The organism is Actinomadura sp. BRA 177 (assembly GCF_013372625.1).
Taxonomy (GTDB): domain Bacteria; phylum Actinomycetota; class Actinomycetes; order Streptosporangiales; family Streptosporangiaceae; genus Spirillospora.
This window is the reverse complement of sequence record NZ_JABXFD010000092.1, coordinates 1-18364: the sequence shown is the minus strand read 5'-3', so window position 1 is coordinate 18364 and position 18364 is coordinate 1. Positions and strand designations below refer to the sequence as shown.

The 18364-nt window shown below is 71.8% G+C and carries 19 protein-coding genes; 11 read left to right on the top strand and 8 right to left on the bottom strand.

Annotated elements, in window-relative coordinates; all coding sequences use genetic code 11:
- Positions 1-591: 591 nt before the first annotated feature.
- Positions 592-1683, bottom strand: a complete 1092-nt coding sequence (gene ychF / locus HUX53_RS02130; RefSeq protein WP_176401482.1) for a redox-regulated ATPase YchF — start codon at positions 1681-1683, stop codon at positions 592-594.
- 142 nt (positions 1684-1825) lie between these two features.
- Here ychF and HUX53_RS02125 point away from each other — a divergent pair, with 142 nt between their 5' ends.
- Both HUX53_RS02125 and HUX53_RS02120 read left to right on the top strand, forming a co-directional pair.
- Positions 1826-3139, top strand: a complete 1314-nt coding sequence (locus tag HUX53_RS02125) for a DNA recombination protein RmuC (protein ID WP_176401481.1) — start codon at positions 1826-1828, stop codon at positions 3137-3139.
- A gap of 56 nt (positions 3140-3195) precedes the next feature.
- Complete coding sequence (locus HUX53_RS02120; protein WP_309237004.1) at positions 3196-3744, top strand: DUF6542 domain-containing protein; 549 nt, start codon at positions 3196-3198, stop codon at positions 3742-3744.
- Here HUX53_RS02120 and HUX53_RS02115 read toward each other — a convergent pair.
- The gene (locus HUX53_RS02115) at positions 3741-4706 is read right to left on the bottom strand and encodes a 4-hydroxy-3-methylbut-2-enyl diphosphate reductase (RefSeq protein ID WP_176401480.1); all 966 of its coding nucleotides are present in this window, start codon (positions 4704-4706) and stop codon (positions 3741-3743) included. The two genes, HUX53_RS02120 and HUX53_RS02115, sit on opposite strands and share 4 nt — an antisense overlap.
- A gap of 154 nt (positions 4707-4860) precedes the next feature.
- On the opposite strand from HUX53_RS02115, the gene HUX53_RS02110 reads away from it, so the two are divergent.
- Positions 4861-5814 carry a hypothetical protein gene (locus tag HUX53_RS02110; protein WP_176401479.1) on the top strand — a complete coding sequence of 318 codons (954 nt, stop codon included), beginning with the start codon at positions 4861-4863 and terminating at the stop codon, positions 5812-5814.
- A 46-nt stretch (positions 5815-5860) separates the two neighbouring features.
- On the opposite strand, the gene HUX53_RS02105 is transcribed toward HUX53_RS02110, so the two are convergent.
- Positions 5861-6286, bottom strand: a complete 426-nt coding sequence (locus tag HUX53_RS02105) for a MarR family transcriptional regulator (RefSeq protein WP_309237003.1) — start codon at positions 6284-6286, stop codon at positions 5861-5863.
- Positions 6287-6552: 266 nt separating this feature from the next.
- Between HUX53_RS02105 and HUX53_RS02100 the strand changes: the two genes are divergently transcribed.
- The 3 genes from HUX53_RS02100 (at position 6553) to HUX53_RS02090 (ending at position 9298) form a co-directional block, all read left to right on the top strand.
- Entirely contained in the window at positions 6553-7713 is a 1161-nt protein-coding gene (locus HUX53_RS02100; protein WP_217918985.1) for an RNA-guided endonuclease TnpB family protein, read from the top strand.
- Between the two features lie 126 nt (positions 7714-7839).
- Positions 7840-9054, top strand: coding sequence for an exodeoxyribonuclease VII large subunit (gene xseA, locus HUX53_RS02095; protein ID WP_176401478.1), 1215 nt, complete (start codon positions 7840-7842; stop codon positions 9052-9054).
- A 10-nt stretch (positions 9055-9064) separates the two neighbouring features.
- Positions 9065-9298, top strand: coding sequence for an exodeoxyribonuclease VII small subunit (locus tag HUX53_RS02090; RefSeq protein WP_176401477.1), 234 nt, complete (start codon positions 9065-9067; stop codon positions 9296-9298).
- Between the two features lie 3 nt (positions 9299-9301).
- On the opposite strand, the gene HUX53_RS02085 is transcribed toward HUX53_RS02090, so the two are convergent.
- Together HUX53_RS02085 and HUX53_RS02080 are read right to left on the bottom strand one after the other, a co-directional pair.
- Positions 9302-10042, bottom strand: coding sequence for a DUF4245 domain-containing protein (locus tag HUX53_RS02085; protein ID WP_309237002.1), 741 nt, complete (start codon positions 10040-10042; stop codon positions 9302-9304).
- Between the two features lie 20 nt (positions 10043-10062).
- A complete protein-coding gene (locus HUX53_RS02080) occupies positions 10063-10728 on the bottom strand; it encodes a TetR/AcrR family transcriptional regulator (protein WP_176401475.1) in 666 nt (221 codons plus the stop codon).
- A gap of 196 nt (positions 10729-10924) precedes the next feature.
- Here HUX53_RS02080 and glpX point away from each other — a divergent pair, with 196 nt between their 5' ends.
- The gene (gene glpX, locus HUX53_RS02075; protein ID WP_176401474.1) at positions 10925-11959 is read left to right on the top strand and encodes a class II fructose-bisphosphatase; all 1035 of its coding nucleotides are present in this window, start codon (positions 10925-10927) and stop codon (positions 11957-11959) included.
- 17 nt (positions 11960-11976) lie between these two features.
- Here glpX and HUX53_RS02070 read toward each other — a convergent pair whose 3' ends face one another.
- Positions 11977-12588 (bottom strand): DUF1707 domain-containing protein, encoded by a 612-nt coding sequence (locus tag HUX53_RS02070; protein ID WP_176401473.1) that lies wholly within the window; start codon positions 12586-12588, stop codon positions 11977-11979.
- 83 nt (positions 12589-12671) lie between these two features.
- Between HUX53_RS02070 and HUX53_RS02065 the strand changes: the two genes are divergently transcribed.
- The 3 genes from HUX53_RS02065 to HUX53_RS02055 all read left to right on the top strand — a co-directional run bounded on the left by HUX53_RS02065 (position 12672) and on the right by HUX53_RS02055 (position 15741).
- Entirely contained in the window at positions 12672-13625 is a 954-nt protein-coding gene (locus HUX53_RS02065) for an ABC transporter ATP-binding protein (protein WP_176401472.1), read from the top strand.
- On the top strand, positions 13622-14419 hold the full coding sequence (locus HUX53_RS02060) for an ABC transporter permease (RefSeq protein ID WP_176401471.1): 798 nt from the start codon (positions 13622-13624) through the stop codon (positions 14417-14419). Before HUX53_RS02065 ends, HUX53_RS02060 begins: the two co-directional genes overlap by 4 nt.
- 92 nt (positions 14420-14511) lie before the next feature.
- Positions 14512-15741, top strand: coding sequence for an MFS transporter (locus tag HUX53_RS02055; protein ID WP_176401470.1), 1230 nt, complete (start codon positions 14512-14514; stop codon positions 15739-15741).
- A 48-nt stretch (positions 15742-15789) separates the two neighbouring features.
- Here HUX53_RS02055 and HUX53_RS02050 read toward each other — a convergent pair whose 3' ends face one another.
- Positions 15790-16020, bottom strand: coding sequence for a hypothetical protein (locus HUX53_RS02050; RefSeq protein ID WP_176401469.1), 231 nt, complete (start codon positions 16018-16020; stop codon positions 15790-15792).
- Positions 16021-16049: 29 nt separating this feature from the next.
- Positions 16050-17177: a PLP-dependent aminotransferase family protein gene (locus tag HUX53_RS02045; RefSeq protein WP_176401468.1), complete on the bottom strand. Its 1128-nt coding sequence runs from the start codon at positions 17175-17177 to the stop codon at positions 16050-16052.
- 130 nt (positions 17178-17307) lie between these two features.
- On the opposite strand from HUX53_RS02045, the gene HUX53_RS02040 reads away from it, so the two are divergent.
- Positions 17308-18261: an aldo/keto reductase gene (locus HUX53_RS02040; RefSeq protein WP_176401467.1), complete on the top strand. Its 954-nt coding sequence runs from the start codon at positions 17308-17310 to the stop codon at positions 18259-18261.
- The last annotated feature ends 103 nt before the right edge of the window (positions 18262-18364 follow it).

Below are 18364 nucleotides of genomic sequence, written 5' to 3'. Positions count from 1 at the left end.
CGCGCGTAGGTTGCTACGCTGTCTTCTTCGTCGGCAGATGCGGATGGGTATAAGAGCCGGGCGCCCGGCCGGGCGCCGCGGTCTCCTCGACTACGGCGGTGTCACGGCCGCGTCCCGCGGCCGACCTGCGAGCCATCCTGCCTCCGCTCGCGCCTCGCCCCCGGTCGGCGCGCTCCTGTGCTGCCTGGTCATGTTCCGGCGGTTTTTCCGAACCCACCTCGGGCCCAGGGTAACCACGGGCGTCAATTGTTCCAGCGCATCCCAGCGAAGCACAGCCCCGGCACGCGGTTGTGGATAATGCAATCCACCTCAGCAGGAACGGGAAGGATTGCCAAACGGTGACGATCCCCTATCCAAGGCTCCGAAGAGTGCTCAGGTCCAGGTTTCGGACAAGCGGCACGACTCGGTTGTTGCTTGGTTACCGGGTGGCGGTGCCGACCGTCGACCGTTCCCGAAAGAAAGCGACAAACTACCCTATTCGCGACATCTCACACCAAAACGCCCAGCTCAGCGGCCACCCCGGCCTCACAGGCACCCGCTGTTGCCAAAATCACACTGGTCACGGCGGTTGTCAGACCTCTGGCCGCGCCGTCAGACGTTAAAGCGGAACTCCACGACATCGCCGTCCTGCATCACGTACTCCTTGCCCTCCATCCGGACCTTGCCGGCGGTGCGGGCGGCGGCCATGGAGCCGGCGTCGACGAGGTCGCCGTAGGAGATGATCTCCGCTTTGATGAAGCCGCGCTGGAAGTCGGTGTGGATGACGCCCGCGGCCTCCGGCGCGGTGGCGCCCTTGCGGATCGTCCAGGCCCGCGCCTCCTTGGGGCCCGCCGTCAGGTAGGTCTGCAGGCCGAGGGTGCCGAACCCGATCCGGACGAGCTGCGACAGGCCCGACTCCTCCTGCCCCATGCCCTGCAGCAGTTCGAGCGCCTCGTCGTCCGGCAGCTCGATCAGCTCGGCCTCGATCTTGGCGTCCAGGAAGATCGCCTCGGCCGGGGCGACGAGGTCGCGCAGGCGCGCGCGCAGGGCCTCGTCCGTCAGCTCGCTCTCGTCGAGGTTGAAGACGTAGAGGAACGGCTTGGCGGTGAGCAGGTGCAGTTCGCGCAGGAGCGCCAGGTCGATGCCGGCCTTGTCCGCGCCCGCGAAGAGCGTGACGCCGTCGTTCAGCAGCTTCTGGGCGGCGTTGACGGCGTCGACGACGGCGAGCTTCTCCTTGTCCTTCTTGGTGCGGGCCTCCTTGTCGAGGCGCGGCAGCGCCTTCTCGATCGTCTGGAGGTCGGCCAGGATCAGCTCGGTGTTGATCGTCTCGATGTCGCGGGACGGGGCGACGTCGCCGTCCACGTGCGTGACGTCCGGGTCCTCGAACGCGCGGATGACCTGGCAGATCGCGTTGGTCTCGCGGATGTTGGCGAGGAACTTGTTGCCGAGGCCCTGCCCCTCGGACGCGCCCTTGACGATGCCCGCGATGTCGACGAACTCCATCGTCGCCGGGATGATCTTCTGCGAGCCGAAGATCTCCGCCAGCGCGTGCAGGCGCGGGTCGGGCACCCCGACCACGCCGACGTTGGGCTCGATGGTCGCGAACGGGTAGTTGGCGGCCAGCGCGTCGTTCTTGGTCAGCGCGTTGAACAGGGTGGACTTGCCGACGTTGGGCAGCCCGACGATTCCGATGGAGAGGCTCACGGCGGTCAAGTCTATGAGCGCGCGGGGACCCCTCGGACTGCCGCGAAACTCCGTCCGTCCCGCCGAATGTCCGGATCGCGGCGTCCGGCGGGCACCGGCGCGTCGCGGTCGCGGTTCGCCGCCGCGCTGCCACGATGAACGGATGGACCTCGCGCTGTTCGCCGGCCTGCTCGTCGGCGCCGTCTTCGGCGCCGTCGCCGGGTACGCGCTGGCGACGAGCCGGCAGGGCGCGCTGATCGCGCGGGCGCGGGCGGCCGAGGAGAAGCTCGCCTACGCCGAGGAGCGGATGGCCGAGCACTTCGAGAACCTGTCCGCGAAGGCGCTGGACGCCAGCAACCAGCGGTTCCTGGAACTGGCGGACGCCCGGCTCAAGGCGGCCGGGGCCGAGGCGGCGGGCGAGCTGCAGCGCCGCCAGCAGGCCGTCGAGCACCTGGTCGCGCCGCTCAAGGAGACGCTCGCCAAGGTGGAGGAGCAGCTCCGCGAGGTGGAGACGGGCCGCCGCGAGTCGCATGCGATGCTCGCCAAGCAGGTCGACTTCGTCCGGCAGAGCTCCGACCAGCTGCGCCGCGAGACCCAGTCGCTCGTCCGGGCGCTGCAGCGGCCCGAGGCGCGGGGACGGTGGGGCGAGCTGCAGCTCCGCCGCGTCGTGGAGCTGGCGGGCATGACGCACCACTGCGACTTCGACGAGCAGGCCACGTCCGTCACGGCGGACGGCACGGTGCGTCCCGACATGGTCGTGCGGCTGGTCGGCGGCAAGAGCATCGTGGTCGACTCCAAGGTCTCGCTGGCCGCGTACCTGCAGGCGGCCGAGAGCGGAGATCCCGTCCGGCTGGACGCGCACGCACGCCATCTGCGCGACCACGTCGAGCGTCTGTCGGCCAAGTCGTACTGGCAGGCGTTCAGCCCGGCCCCCGAGTTCGTGGTCCTGTTCATCCCCGGCGAGGCGTTCCTCGCGCCCGCGCTCGACCGCGACCCCGGCCTGCTGGAGTACGCGATGCGCCGGCGGGTGCACATCGCCACGCCGACCACGCTCATCACCATGCTGCGGACGGCGTCCTACGCGTGGCAGCAGGCCGCCCTCTCACGGAACGCCCGCGCGGTCTTCGAACTGGGCAAGGAACTGTACGAGCGGCTGGGCACGATGGGCCAGCACGTAGACGAACTGGGCCGCGCGCTGACCGGCGCCATCAAGTCCTACAACCGGACGGTCGGATCCCTCGAAACGCGCGTGCTCGTCAGTGCGCGCAAGCTCAACGAGCTGGGCGTGGTCGAGGACGGTCTGGACGGCCCCCGCCCCGTAGAGGAAAGCCCCCGCGCGCTCTCTGCGGCCGAACTCACCGCACAGGACTACCTCCCGGACGACGAGCACGCTCAGCCGGACCAGACCGCCGACGCGGTAGGTTTCGGCGCACAGGCGATCCCTGAGCAGACGGACCGGCATCAGGGGTGGCGATGACTTCATCGACGGCACGCGGTGCGCCCGGCGGCGCCTCGCCGGCTCCGGGGGGTTCAGTGGGACGTCAGCACGGCGCCGCCGCTCCGCGTTCGCGCTCGGCCGCCGCGGGGAGCCCGATCACGCTGACCGGGCGCGGCGGCATCGTGGTCATGTTCGCCGCCGGGGTGGTGTGCGGGCTGCTGTCGCGCTGGTTCGGGGTGCCGCTGCTGGCCGGCGCGGGGTTCGCGATCGGCTGCGCGCTCGCCGCGTTCGCGACGCGTCCCGGCGATCTGCTCACGCTCGTCGTCAGCCCGCCGCTGGTGTTCTTCGCCGCCACGTTCACGGTCGTGCTCGCCACCACGCTCGGCCAGGGCTCGCTGCTGCGCGGCCTCACGGTCGGCGTGCTGACCGCGCTGGCGGCCACCGCGCCATGGCTGTTCTTCGGCACGCTGCTGGTGCTGGTGATCTGCCTGGCGCGGGGCCTCATGACCAACGTCCGCGAGCTGCGCGACAAGCTCGCCGGGGTGCGCCTCTTCGAGAAGGAGGAGAACGAGAACCCCGTCCGGTGGGACGAGTCGCCCACCACGACGGCGGAGCGCCGCCTCCATCACGGCGAGGTGGATTAGACGGGCGTGATGCGGAGGTCCTTGCGGAGTTCCTTGGGGAGGGAGAAGCGCATGCGCTCCTCGACGGACTCGATCTCCTGCGCCTCGCCGAAGCCGCGCTCGGCGAGCCAGCCGAGGACCTCCTGGACCAGCTCGTCCGGGACGGACGCGCCGCTGGTGACGCCGACGGTGGTGACGCCCTCCAGCCAGGCGGGGTCGATGTGCTCGGCGTAGTCGACGAGGTGGGCGTCGTCGGCGCCGTGCTCCTTGGCGACCTCGACCAGCCGCACGGAGTTGGAGGAGTTGGTGGAGCCGACGACGATGACGAGCTGCGACTGCGCCGCCATCTCCTTCACGGCGACCTGCCGGTTCTGGGTGGCGTAGCAGATGTCGTCGGACGGCGGGTCCATCAGCTTGGGGAACCGCTCGCGGAGCTTCTCGACGGTGGCGATGGTCTCGTCCACCGACAGGGTGGTCTGGGAGAGCCACGCGACCTTCTCGGGGTCGCGGACGCGCACGTTGGCGACGTCGTCGGGGCCGTCCACGAGGTGGATGTGGTCGGGGGCCTCGCCGGTGGTGCCGATGACCTCCTCGTGGCCCTCGTGGCCGATGAGCAGGATGTCGTAGTCCTGGGCGGCGAAGCGGATCGCCTCCTTGTGGACCTTGGTGACGAGCGGGCAGGTCGCGTCGATGGTGCGCAGGTCCAGGCCCTTGGCCTCCTCGTGCACGACGGGCGCGACGCCGTGCGCGGAGAACACGACGATCGACCCTTCGGGGACCTCTTCGGTCTCGTCCACGAAGATCGCTCCGCGTTCCTCCAGGGTCTTCACGACATGGACGTTGTGCACGATCTGCTTGCGGACGTAGATCGGCGCCCCGTACTTCTCCAGGGCGATCTCGACCGTCTGGACGGCCCGGTCGACGCCTGCGCAGTAACCACGCGGCTTGGCGAGCAGGACACGGCGCTGGCTGTTGGCGGTCATGCCTCTATCGTACGAGTGACCGGATCGTACGCGTGACCGGGCTGTGACCCACTCCACGGCGTCTTTGGACAGAAATCCATTAACCCGGGGTGACCACGATCGCACCCATGGGGCAGAGTGAAGTTCACGAGACAGGCAGGAAGAGGAAGAGTCGATGACGAAATCGCCGCGCCGCCTCAAGGAGCAGGTCCAGGACTCGGTGGGCGAGCAGGTCCGCGATCTCCCGCTGCACGCCGTCCGGCTGGCCATGTTCGGCGTCGGCCGGGCGCTGCTGCTCGGCGACCGGCTGACCAGGGACTACAAGGAGATCACCGAGGGCGGCGGCGTGAAACCGGTGCTCGGGCGGTGGCGCGACGACGTCCAGCACACGGCCGGGAAGGTCGTCGGGCGGGTGTCCCAGCGGGTGCGCGGCGATGAGCCGGAACCCGAGCCCGAGCCCGAGCCGGTGCGCCGGACCCGCCCCGCGGGACGGACCGCCGCCGCGCGCACGTCCGGCGGGGAGATCTCCGTCGGCAAGCCCGGTGCCGGGACGCGGCACACGCCGAAGCACGCCAGGCCCGGTGCGCCGCCGAAGCCCGCGAAGCCGGGCGCGCTCGGACGGCGGCACGCCAAGCCCGCGGACGAGGGGACGCCGGTCGCCGAGCCCGCCCCGAAGCCGGTGCCGTCCGAGCCGAAGCCGGAGCCCGCGCCGCAGGCGAAGCCCGCGCCGAGCCCGAAGGCCGCCGAGCCCGGGAAGCCCGCGCCCAAGCAGCCCACCCAGGTCGAGCCCAAGCAGCCCGCGCAGGTGGAGCCGAAGAAGCCCGCCGAGCCCGAGCTCACCGAGGCCTCCGACAAGGCGACCAGCGAAGCGGTCGCCAAGGACGAGAAGGCGTTCGAGCCGAAGCCGGAGAACAAGCCGGCCGCCCCGGCGGAGGCCGAGCACATCGCGGAGGACCTGCCGGTCCCCAACTACGACACCGCGACGCTGCCGCAGCTGCGTGCGCGCCTGCGCGGCCTGTCCGTCGAGCAGGTGAAGCTGCTGCGCGAGTACGAGCGCAAGCACGCCGCCCGCGAGGACGTCATCCGCATGTACGAGCGCCGCATCGCCAAGCTCAACGGCCTCAGCTGACGCCGACATGGACGAGCCCCCGGCCGACCCCGGGGGCTCGTCCATGTCATGGCCCGCCGAGGAGCTTGTCGAAGGCGGGCAGCGCCGCGGCGACGAGCGCGCGCTCCTCGTCCGTCAGATGCGCGAGCCGGTCGCTGAGGAACGCGAGCCGGCGTTCCCGCCCGGACGCCAGCCGGTCGCGGCCCGTCCCGGTGAGCCGGGCGGTGACGACGCGGGCGTCGGTCCCGTCCCGCCCGCGCATGACGAGCCCGTCCCGTTCCAGCCGGTTGATCTGCGCGGTCATGGTCGGAAGCCGGACGCCGTGCTCGGCGGCCAGCTCGGTCATCCGGCGCGGTCCGTGCTCCAGCGAGCCGAGCACGGACAGCTGCTGCGGCGTGACCGGCTGGTCGGCGCTCACCTGCCGCAGCATCAGCACGACATGGCGCAGGCGCAGGTTGAGCTGCTCGGCGAGCTCGCGTTCGGATGCGGTCACGTTCACTCTCCTCAGGTGCTTCTCAGCGGATTATCTAGCGAGAAATCCCGGCCCTCGGCTTCAGGAGCGGAGGAATCACATCGTTCGTACGCGACCGCGTGGGCGCCGCCCACCCGGTCGTTTCTGGGACTCGGCGGAGACCGACAGCGGGGCGCCACCGTAGACGCGGATAGTGCACGAGTCGCTGCACGTGGCCAGTCCCGCCGTTGAACTCGTGCGCCCAAACTCCCATCGACATGGCTTAAAGTAATGATACGATCACAAATATGAAGATCGTGGTGCCGGTCAAACTCGTGCCGGACGAGGCGCAAGCCTCGGCGCTTGAGCGGACCCTGCGCACGGTCAACGAGTGCGCGAACCGGGTGTCGGCCGCCTCGTTCCAGGCATACCGGCTCAAGGGGTCGGTCAAGGATCTGCGGTCGATGGCCTACGGCGAACTCAAGGCCCATGGCCTGGGCGCGCAGGCCGCGCAGCACGTCATCAAACGCGTGGCCGACGCATACACCACGCTGCGGACCAGCGTCAGGGCCGGAAACCTGGGAGGGGCGGGCTCCCGGCGCCGCCGCAAAGCCGAGTCCAAGGCGATCGTGTTCCGCCCGGACGCGGCGCACACCTACGACGACCGGTGCCTGTCGTGGAACTACGGCGCCCAGACCGTATCCATCTGGACGGTCGACGGGCGCCTGAAGAACGTCCGCTTCGCCTGCTCGGCCACGGTGCTCAAGAGCCTCACCCTGTACCGCAAGGGCGAATCGGACCTGGTGCGGCGGGACGGCAAGTGGTTTCTGATCGCGACGTGCGAGGTCCCTGAAGCCGAGCGATACGAGCCGAGAGACTGGATCGGGGTGGACCGGGGCATCACCAATCTGGCCACCACCAGCGACGGCGACAACTACTCCGGGCGCCGCCTGGACCGCTACCGGCGCCGGCTGACCCGCAAGCGGGCCGAGATCCAGGCCACCGGGACGCGTTCGGCCAGGCAGCTGCTCAGAAAACGCGCACGCCGGGAATCCCGGCACGCCACCCACACCAACCACAAGATTTCCAAGACCGTCGTTGCTGTCGCCCAACGCACCGAACGCGGCATCGCCCTTGAAGAACTCCAGGGCATCCGCGAGCGGGTCACGGTTCGACGCGACCAGCGAGCACGGCAGTCCTCCTGGCCCTTCCACCAACTCGGCGAATTCATCGCCTACAAGGCCCGCCGCGCCGGTGTGCCCTTCATCGAGGTGGATCCGGCCTACACCTCGCAGCGCTGCCCGCGCTGCGGCCACACCGAACGCGGCAACCGCCGCAGCCGGGACCACTTCCAATGTCGCCGGTGCGGCCTCGCTGGGCCCGCCGACGTCGTCGCCGGGGTCAACGTGCGCGACCGCGCACGCTCGGCGTGGGTATTCGTCAACATGCCCCCACCGGTCCCCGCCTGAGCGGGAACCGGCGATGTGACCCGTGACCGCCCCGCCGTAGGAGGCAGTCGGGAGCATAAGCGGAGCCTTCCTGGCCGAGTCGACTACTCGGTCCTGGGGGGCCGAGTAGTTGACTAGTGTTCCTGCATGGCTATGGAGACCACGGCCGAATCCCCGGTTCCGGTGCGGACGGTGCTGCAGGCGGTGAGCGGGTGGATCGGCAAGCTGGGCCGGATCTGGGTGGAGGGGCAGATCACCGACATCAACGCCCGGGGCGGGACGGTCTACGTGACGCTCCGCGATCCGGTGGCGAACATGTCGGTGCGGGTCGTCGGGCCGCGCGCGGTGTTCGAGGCGGCGGGTCCGGCGGTGACGGACGGCGCCCGCGTCGTGGTGCACGCCAAGCCCGACTTCTGGATCAACCGGGGGACGTTCTCGCTCAGCGTGCTGGAGGTCCGGCCGGTGGGCGTCGGGGAGCTGCTGGCCCGGCTGGAGCGGCTGAAGCAGGTGCTGGCGTCCGAGGGGCTGTTCCGGCCGGAGCGCAAGCGGCCGCTGCCGTTCCTGCCCGGGAAGATCGGGCTGATCTGCGGGCGCGACTCCGACGCCGAGCACGACGTCCTGCAGAACGCCCGGCGGCGCTGGCCCGCGGTCGCGTTCCGGGTGGAGAACACCGCGGTGCAGGGCTCGTACGCGGTCGGCGAGGTCATGGAGGCGCTGCGCACGCTGGACGCCGATCCCGAGATCGATGTGATCATCATCGCGCGCGGCGGGGGTGCGATGGAAGACCTGCTGCCGTTCTCGGACGAGGCGCTGGTGCGGGCGGTGTCGGCGGCGCGCACCCCGGTGGTCAGCGCGATCGGGCACGAGCAGGACGCCCCGATCCTGGACCTGGTCGCGGACGTGCGGGCGTCCACCCCGACGGACGCGGCGAAGAAGGCCGTCCCGGACGTGCGGGAGCAGCTCCAGCTCGTCCGGCAGCTGCGCGACCGGGGGCGGCGCTGCCTGGCGGGGGCGGTCGAGCGGGAGCTGGCGTGGCTGAAGGCGGTCCGGTCGCGGCCCGCGCTGGCCGATCCGGTGCGGGAGATCGAGCGGCAGTCCGAGCAGGTCGCGGCGCTGCGGGACCGGGCGCGGCGGTGCCTGTCGAGCGCGCTGGACCGGGCCGGGGACGAGCTGTCGCACACCCGCGCCCGGCTGCTGGCCCTCTCCCCCGCCGCGACGCTGGAGCGCGGCTACGCGATCGTCCAGCGGGAGGACGGGGCGGTCGTGCGGGAGGCGGCGGCCGTCAAGGACGGGGAGCCGCTGCAGGTCCGGCTGGCGGACGGGCGCCTCGGCGTGGCCGTGACCGAGCGCGAGGGGTCTTAGGGTGGGGCAGGTGGCGGACGACAAGGAGACGGCGGAGAAGCCGTCGTACGAGCAGGCACGCGACGAGCTGACCGAGGTCGTCAAGCGGCTGGAGGCGGGCGGCCTGACGCTGGAGGAGTCGCTCGGCCTGTGGGAGCGGGGCGAGAAGCTCGCGGCGGTCTGCGAGGAGTGGCTGGAGGGCGCCCGTGCGCGGCTCGCCGCCGCCCTCGACCGGCCCGGCAACGGCGAGGCCGCGCCGTTCTGACGGTCAGGAGGCCGGTGTGGGCGCCGTCGAGGGCACCAGGGTCGCGTCCTTGCTCTGCGGCTTGAGCGCCGCCGCGAGGACCGCCAGCTCCTGGTAGGACGCGGTACCGGTCACCACGATGCTCATGCCGTCCGGCAGGGTGCGGGCGAGGGAGTTCGCCTTCTTGTCCTTGCGGTGGTACTTCGTCCAGGTGACGCCGTCGACCTGCTGGGTCCCGGTCGGCGTGCTGCTGTTCGTCATGCGCGGCACGTACTCGGACGCCTTCTCGTTGCTCTGCTCCAGCGCCGCGTACTCGTCGCTCGGCGTCACGAAGCCGAGGTGCCACGCGACGGGCTCCTTGCCGCCGGACTCCAGCCCGTGCAGCCGGGAGCTGTTCGGCCGCCAGTCGGCAGGCAGCCCCTCGGGCGCGTACACGGTGTAGGGCGCGTCGCTGCGCATCGCCCACAGCTGCGCGCTGTAGTCGACGGTCGGCAGGACCTCCTTGTCGCCGCGCGGCGACACGACGTAGATCGCCAGCACCAGCAGCATGCACGCGGCCATCGCCAGGGTGAAGCCGCCGAGCCCCGTCGTCAGCCGCTTGTGCACGGCCGGGCTGACCTCGACGACGGGACGCTCCGCCGGCGCGTCCTGCGTGGACGCCGCGTCCTGCGTGGACGGCGCGTCCTGCGTGGACGGCGCGTCTTCGGCGGGGGCCGTCTCGGCCGAGGCGCTCTCCTGGGCCGGGGAAGGGGTCTTGTCGGTCACCCCTCCAGGATCCCCCACGGTCAGCGCTGCTCCGTACCGGGGTTCCGGATCGTGCCGACGATGCCCATGATCTCCTCGGCGAGGCGGCGCGCGGCGTCCTCGTCGTCCAGCAGCGAGATCTCCGACACCGCGCCCGCCATCGCGCCGGTCAGCACGGTGACGAGGGCCTCGTCGACGCCGCCGTCGGCGGTGTGGAACAGCGCGGCGTTGCGGCGCGCCCACTTGGTGAGCCGCTGCCGCATGACGCGGTCGAACCCGGGCGGGCCGTCGCCGGAGATGAACAGCCGGGCGACGGCGCGGTCGTCCAGGCAGCCGTTCAGGTAGGCGCCGGCGCCGGCGATGAACTGCCGCATCGGGTCGGTCTCGCCCGCCTCCCGGACGGCGTTGATCGCCTCGCGGGTGCGCTCCTGCTGGCGGCCCTGGAAGTCCTCGAACAGCGTGAGGTACAGGTCCGCCTTGCCGTTGAAGTGGTGGTAGAGGCTGCCGACGCTGGCGCCCGCCTTGGCGACGATGTCGGTCACCGCGGCCTGGGCGAACCCGGACTCACAGAAGACGTCCCGTGCCGCGGCGAGCAGGGCGCCGCGCGTGGCGGCCCCGCGGTCGGAGGTCCGTGCGGGGGCCCCGGCGGGCCGCGCGCCCCCGTTCTGTGCCACCTCGCCGGACGAGACGTCGATGTCGCTGCTCATGACGCCTGAGATTACGCCCTCTCCCATGGGGAAACGATCCCTTGCCCGCGTGACCGTCAAATCCGGGCGCCGCGCGGGGTGCGCAGGACGGGTGCCGGTACGATCCGTGCGCTCGGCTGGTCTGGTCCAATTTGTGACCTGCCGTCCGGTCCACGGAGAATCCGAGGCACAACTGACTCGAAGGGGCTGCCTCGTCATGTCCGATGAGACCACCGTTTCCTCTCCGCTCACGACCGAGCCGGAGGCCCCGGACCGCAACCTGGCGATGGAGCTGGTCCGCGTCACCGAGGCCGCCGCGATGGCCGCGGCCCGCTGGGTCGGCCGGGGCGACAAGAACGGCGCCGACGGGGCGGCCGTGAACGCCATGCGCCAGCTGATCAACACGGTGTCCATGCAGGGCGTCGTCGTGATCGGCGAGGGCGAGAAGGACCACGCGCCGATGCTGTTCAACGGCGAGGAGGTCGGGGACGGCTCCGGCGCCGAGTGCGACGTCGCCGTCGACCCCGTGGACGGGACGCGGCTGACCGCGCTCGGCATGAACAACGCGATCGCGGTGCTGTCGGTGGCGCCGCGCGGGTCGATGTTCGATCCGTCCGCGGTGTTCTACATGGAGAAGCTGGTGACCGGCCCGGAGGCGGCGGACGTCGTCGACATCGAGCGTCCGATCGCCGACAACATCCGGGCGATCGCCCGCGCGAAGGGCTCCGCGCCGAACGACGTCACCGTCTGCATCCTGGACCGTCCGCGGCACGAGGGCATCGTGAAGGAGGTCCGCGAGGCGGGCGCGCGGATCAAGTTCATCCTGGACGGCGACGTGGCCGGCGCGATCATGGCGTCCCGGCCGGGGACCGGTGTCGACCTGCTGCTCGGCATCGGCGGCACCCCGGAGGGCATCATCGCGGCGTGCGCGATCAAGGCGCTGGGCGGGGTGATCCAGGGCCGGCTGTGGCCGCAGGACGACGAGGAGAAGCAGAAGGCGACCGACGCCGGGCACGAGCTGGGCCGGGTGTTGACGACCGACGACCTGGTGACGTCCGACGACGTGTTCTTCGCCGCGACCGGGATCACCGACGGGGAGCTGGTCGACGGCGTCCGCTACAGCAAGGGGACGGCGGTGACGCACTCGCTGGTCATGCGGTCGCGCAGCGGGACGATCCGGACGATCTCCAGCGAGCACCAGCTGAACAAGCTGCGCGCCTACAGCGCGATCAACTTCGACACGGCCAGCTAGCGGCGGCGGCCGGCCGGCTAGCGGCCCCGTCCGAGGCGGCCCCGCATCCGGCTGCGCAGCGACCGCTTCGGCGCGCGGGCGCGCACCGAGCCGAAGATCATCGTGCCGCCGACCTCGACCGTGGGCCCGTCCTGCACGGGGCGGGCCCGCAGGTCGCGGGTGCTGAGGATGGTGCGGCCGGTGACGCTGACACTGACGCCCTCGGGGACGAGCAGCCGGATCCGGCCGCCGAGCACCAGCGTGTCGACCACGATGTGGCGGCGCTGCAGGACGGCCTCGCGCAGGTCGAGCTCGACCGTGCCGAAAAGGGCGAGGATCGGCAGCTTCACCGGGACGACCCAGCGTCCCTCCCGGCGGGTGCGGCCGAAGAAGACCGAGACGGGGCGGTCGTCCACGAGGATGGGCTGCGCCTCCTCGGGGATGAGGTCGCCGGTGAGGCCGGTCAGCTCGCCCAGGGTGCGGGAGGCGTAGGCGCGGGAGGTGCGCTCCGAGTGCTCCTCCATGGTGAGCCGCCCGTCCGCGAGGGCCTCGCCCAGGACGGCGACGACGCGTTCCCGGTCGGCGTCGGACGCGCGCAGGTCGCGCACGCGGGTGATCTTCTCGGCGGCCGGGCGATGGGGGACGTCCACAGATAGAGATTAGCCCGCGCCCGGAAGGACACCGCGCGAAAACCTGTGGGGATCTGTCCCCCGATGTTCCTAGTGTGAGAGGTATGACCTTGCAACGTGCCCAGATCGCGGCTGCCCGGGACGAGGCCGGCGGGGCGGCGATCAGCCTGCGCGGCGTCGTGAAGCGGTTCGGCGACTTCACGGCCGTGGACGGCCTCGACCTGGAGGTCCCTTCCGGGGTCTGCCTGGGGCTGCTGGGCCCGAACGGCGCCGGGAAGTCGACGACGATGAAGATGCTGACCGCGCAGGCGATCGCCGACGAGGGCAGCATCCACGTGCTCGGCTTCCGCGTCCCGCAGGAGTCCAAGCGCGCGCGGGCCGCGATGGGGGTCGTCCCGCAGCAGGACAACCTCGACGAGGAGCTGACCGCCCGCGAGAACCTGGAGGTGTTCGCGCACCTGTACCGGGTGCCGCGCAAGGAGCGGCGCAAGGCGGTGGACGACGCGCTGGCGATCGCGCACCTGACCGGGCGGCAGAAGACCAAGGTGGACGACCTGTCGGGCGGGATGCGGCGGCGGCTGCTGATCGCGCGCGGGCTGGTGCACCGGCCCGCCCTCGTCCTGCTGGACGAGCCGACCGTCGGCCTCGACCCGCAGGTCCGGGCGGAGCTGTGGGGGCTGATCGACGGGTTGCGCGCCGCGGGGACGACCGTGCTGATGTCGACGCACTACATCGAGGAGGCCGAGCGCCTCGCGGACGAGTGCGCGCTGATGTCGCACGGCAAGGTCATCGCGCGGGGGTCGCCGTCCGAGCTGGTCGCCGAGTACGCGGGCGACCGGGTCGTCGAGCACTACGGGCCGCCCGACCGGCTGACCGAGGTGGAGCGGATCGCGAGGGCCGCCGGGCTGTCCACGCGCCGCACCGGCCCGTCGGTGTCGGTCCTGAAGGCCGAGACGATCCCGCCCTCACTGGAGGACGAGCTGGGCCCGGACGGCGTGCGCCGCGCCGCCAGCCTTGAGGACGTGTTCGTGGTGCTGACAGGGGAGCGTGTGGAATGACCGTCCAAGCGGAGCGGGCGCCCAAGCTCCGGCGGTTCGAGTTCGCGCCCGTGCGGGGCGTCTGGCGGCACGAGCTGGCCCTCTACAAGCGGTACTGGAAGTCGCAGTCGTTCGCGTCGATGGTGGAGCCGACGTTCTTCCTGCTCGCGTTCGGCTACGGGTTCGGGTCGATGGTCGCGGTGGTCGGCGACTACCGCTACATCGACTTCGTCGCGACCGGCGTCGTCGGGGTCGCGGCGCTGTTCACCTCGGTGTTCCCGGGCATGTTCAACGGCTACATCAGGCGCGTGTTCCAGCACACCTACGACGGGATGCTGGCGGCGCCGGTGGACGTCCACGAACTGGTGACGGCGGAGGCGCTGTGGATCGCGGCCAAGTCGGCGGTGTACTCGTGCACGCCGATCATCGTGGCGCTGTTCTTCGGTCTCGACCCCTCGTTCGGGATGCTGCTGGTGCCGTTCGTGACGTTCTTCACCGCGCTCGGCTTCGGCCTGTTCGGCATGTGGACGTCCTCGAAGGTGCCGTCGATCAACTCGTTCGACTACGTGATCACCGGCGTGGTGACGCCGCTGTTCCTGATCGCCGGGACGTTCTTCCCGGTGGACGCGCTGCCGGGCTGGGCGCAGACGGCCTCCTACTTCAACCCGCTCTACCACTGCGTGGAGCTGGTCCGGGACGCGGTGTTCGGGCTGGACCCGCTGGCCGACCTCGGCCACCTGGCCGCGCTGATCGCGTTCGCGGCGCTGATGTGGTTCATCGCCGTGCGCGGCATGCGGCGGCGGCTCATCGACTGAGCGGGCCCCGGGGCGATTGACTGGCCGCGTACCCTGTCCCTACGCTGACGCGAATCTTCTTCACGTTGCGCAGCTCAGAGAGGTCGGGCCGCATGACCCAGGGCATCACCGCGCGGGACCGCCAGGCCCGGTTCGCGACGTACGCGGCGTTCGCCGTGCAGGGGCTCTGCTTCGCCTCGCTGGTGACGCAGGTACCGAAGATGCAGGACGCGCACCACCTGAGCGACGCCACGCTCTCGCTCGTGCTGCTCATGGTGCCGCTGGTCGCCGGGGTCGGCAGCGTCATCTCCGGCGCCCTGTTCCAGCGGATCGGCAGCGGCCCGGTGCTGCGCGTCGCCCAGCCGGCCGTGGCCGTCATGATCGCGCTGATCGGCCTCACCGGCGACAACGACATCGCGCTCTACGTCGCGGTCGCGGCGTTCGGCCTGTTCGTCGGCGCGGTGGACGCCTCCATGAACGCGCAGGCCGTCGCCGTCGAACGCCGCTACGGCATCAGCCTGATCACCGGCTTCTACGCGGTGTGGAGCGTCGCGGGCATCCTCGGCGGGCTCTGGGCGTCGCTGTCCAACAAGGTGGACCTGTCGCTGTTCACCTGCTTCGCGATCGCCGCCGCCGTCGGCGTCGCCGTGTCCCTCTCGACCAGCCACCGCCTCTACCGCCGCGCGGAGGAGGGCACCGGGCCGAGCGCCGAGGAGCTGAAGGCGGCCGGGCGCAGCGTCCCGTGGCGTCCGATCCTCGTCGTCGGCGCCGCGATGGCGGTCGCCTACCTCGCCGACGCGGCGATCTCCAACTACGGCGCCAAGTACCTGGACGACGAGTTGTCCGCGAGCGACTGGGTCGCGCCGCTCGGCTACGTCGCCTACCAGATCACGATGGTGATCAGCCGGGGCGTCGCGGACTTCGCCGTCCGCCGCTCGGGCGCCGTCCAGGTGGTGCGGATCGGCGGCCTGGTCGGCATCGTCGGCATGGCCGGCGTCGTCGCCGCCCCGAACGCGGGCTTCGCCATCGCCGCCTTCGCCGTCGCCGGACTCGGCCTCAGCGTGATCGCCCCGGTCTCCTTCACCGCCGCCGGACGGGTCGACCCGACCGGCCTGGGCGTCGCCGTGTCCCGCGTGAACATCTTCAACTACGTCGGCTTCGTCCTGGGCGCCGCCGTAGTCGGCGCCATAGCCCCCATGAGCGCCGACCACGGCCTGCGCATAGCCTTCATCGTCCCGACGGCCCTGATCCTGGTCGTCTTCATCACGGCCAAGGGCTTCAACCCCAGCCCGGTGAAGGGCGCCGACCCGAACGCCCCCGCCATGGAGCGCCCCGTCGCATGAGCAAGCCCCCGGCCGTGCCGACGCACGTCCGGGGGCGTTGGAAAGCGATCACGCGTCTTCGAGCGAACGGATCGCCTTCTCGCCTTCCGCTTGTGCCTGTTCCGGCGTCAGGTCCGTCAGCGCGCGGCTGAGGGCCACCTCGGCGGCGTCGGCGGCGGCCCGGAGGGTCACCGCGTGCTCCTGTGCCCGTTCGAGGTCGCCCAGGCCGATGCAGTCGAACGCCACCTGGGCGTCGTGGCCGGCCATCTTCAGTTGCCGTGCGGCCTCATCCAGACTCATCCATACCTCCTACACCGGGGATGCGAGTCCTACCCATCGGCACCGTGGGTAACCGCTTGACCCAGCAGTTCCGCGGCCTTGACCAGGCGGGTCTCCGACAGGCCGGCGTAGCCGAGGACGAGCGCGGGGGGCGCGGCCGCGGCGCGTTCCGCCGACCACAGGGACCGGGCGCCGGTGACCGCCACGCCCGCCCGGGCGGCGCGGGCCACGGTCTCGTCCTCGTCGCATCCGGGCGGCAGTTCCACGTAGAGGTGGATGCCCGCTGAGACGCCGTGAACCCTCGCGTCGGGGAGATGGGCGTCCAGGGCGGCGGCGAGGGCGTCCCGGCGGGCGCGGTAGCGGCGCCGCATGGTGCGCAGGTGCCGGTCGTACCCGCCGCCGCGGAGGAACTCGGTGAGCGCGTGCTGCTCCAGGATGGGCGCGCCGAGGTCGGTGACGGCGCGGTGGTCGCGCAGCCGGGCGGCGGTGGACGGCGGCGCGACGGCCCAGCCGAGCCGCAGCGCGGGGGCGAGGGACTTGCTCACCGAGCCGAGCAGGACGACCCGGTCGGGGTCCACCCCCTGGAGGCAGCCGACGGGGTCGCGGTCGTAGCGGAACTCGGCGTCGTAGTCGTCCTCCAGGATCAGGCCGTCCACGTCCCGCGCCCAGGCGATCAGCGCGGCGCGGCGGGCGGCCGACAGGACCACGCCGGTCGGGTACTGGTGCGCGGGCGTGACCAGGACGGTCCGCGCCCCGCCGGCGGCGAGCGCCGCGACGTCCAGGCCCTCCTCGTCCACCGGGACGCGGACGAGCCGCAGCCCGGCGGTCTCCATCATGGGCAGCTGCCGGACGCTGGTCGGGTCCTCGACCGCGAGCTCCCGGTGCCCGCCCGCGCGCAGCAGCGCGAGCAGCGCGGCGGCGGCGAGCGGCGCGTACAGCCAGGGCGGCGCGTCCTCGCGGCCGTCCTGCACGATCAGCGGCATGATCACCAGGATGAGGACGGGCGCGGCGAGCAGCACCAGCATCATCGCGCGCAGCCGGCCCAGCTCGGTCGCGGTGCGCAGCGAGGCGAGGTAGCCGGGGTCGTCGCCCGGTCCCGCGCCGAACACGGGCGCCACGTCCGGGCCGTCGCCGTCGGGCGACTTCGGCGAGTACATCGAGAACGGAGGTGGCGCCATGGCTGCGCACTTTAGCCGGGCGGCGGGGCCCGGCAATAGAGCTCACCAGGATCTTTGCGGGGAGTGCGAATCCGCGCGGCCGATTGCTCACTTTCCGCGCGCCGCGCCCGGACCGCTACATTGACCGCCTATGAAGGAGCGTCACCTCGGGCGGAGCGGGCTGCTGGTGTCCCGGCTGGGCCTCGGCACCATGACCTGGGGGCAGGACACCGACCCGGACGAGGCGGCGGCGCAGCTCGTCGCGTTCGCCGACGCCGGGGGGACGCTGGTGGACACCGCCGACGTCTACACCGAGGGGAGCAGCGAGCGGATCCTCGGGCACCTGCTGCGCGAGACCGTCGACCGGGACGGCCTGGTGATCGCGACGAAGGCCGCGATCCGGCCGAACGGCCGCTACGACGGGTCCCGCCGGCACCTGCTGCGCGCCCTGGACGCCTCCCTGGACCGGATGGACCTCGACCACGTCGACCTGTGGCAGCTGCACGTCTACGACCCGGCGACGCCGCTGGAGGAGACGCTGTCGGCGCTGGACGAGGCGGTCGCGTCCGGCCGCGCCCGCTACGTCGGCGTGTCGAACTACGCGGGCTGGCAGGTCGCCAAGGCGGCGGCGTGGCAGCGCGCCTGGCCGGGCCGCGCCCCGGTGGTGTCGGCGCAGCTGGAGTACTCGCTGCTGCGCCGCGACATCGAGCGGGAGGTGGTGCCGGCCGTGCTGGACGCCGGGGCCGGGCTGCTGCCGTGGTCGCCGCTCGGCCGGGGCGTGCTCACCGGCAAGTACCGCACCGGGATCCCCGCCGGGTCGCGCGCCGCCGCGCCGCACTTCGCCGAGTTCGTCCAGCCGTACCTGGACGAGGAGTGCGCCCGCATCGTGGAGTCGGTGGTGACCGCCGCCGAGGGCCTCGGCCGGTCCCCGCTCGCGGTGGCGCTGGCGTGGGTCCGCGACCGCGAGGGCGTCGCCGCCCCGATCGTCGGCGCCCGCACCGCCGCGCAGCTCGGCGCGATCCTGGAGAGCGAGGATCTGACGCTGCCGAACGAGATCCGCGCCGCGCTCGACGACGTCTCCGACACCGCTACGGGAAGCCCGTGACCGACAGCCCTGACACTCCCGGCCAGAACACCGGCCAGACGACCGGCCAGCCCTCCGCCGCCGAGCGCGCCGCCGAGGAGGTCATCGCGTTCACCGACCCGGG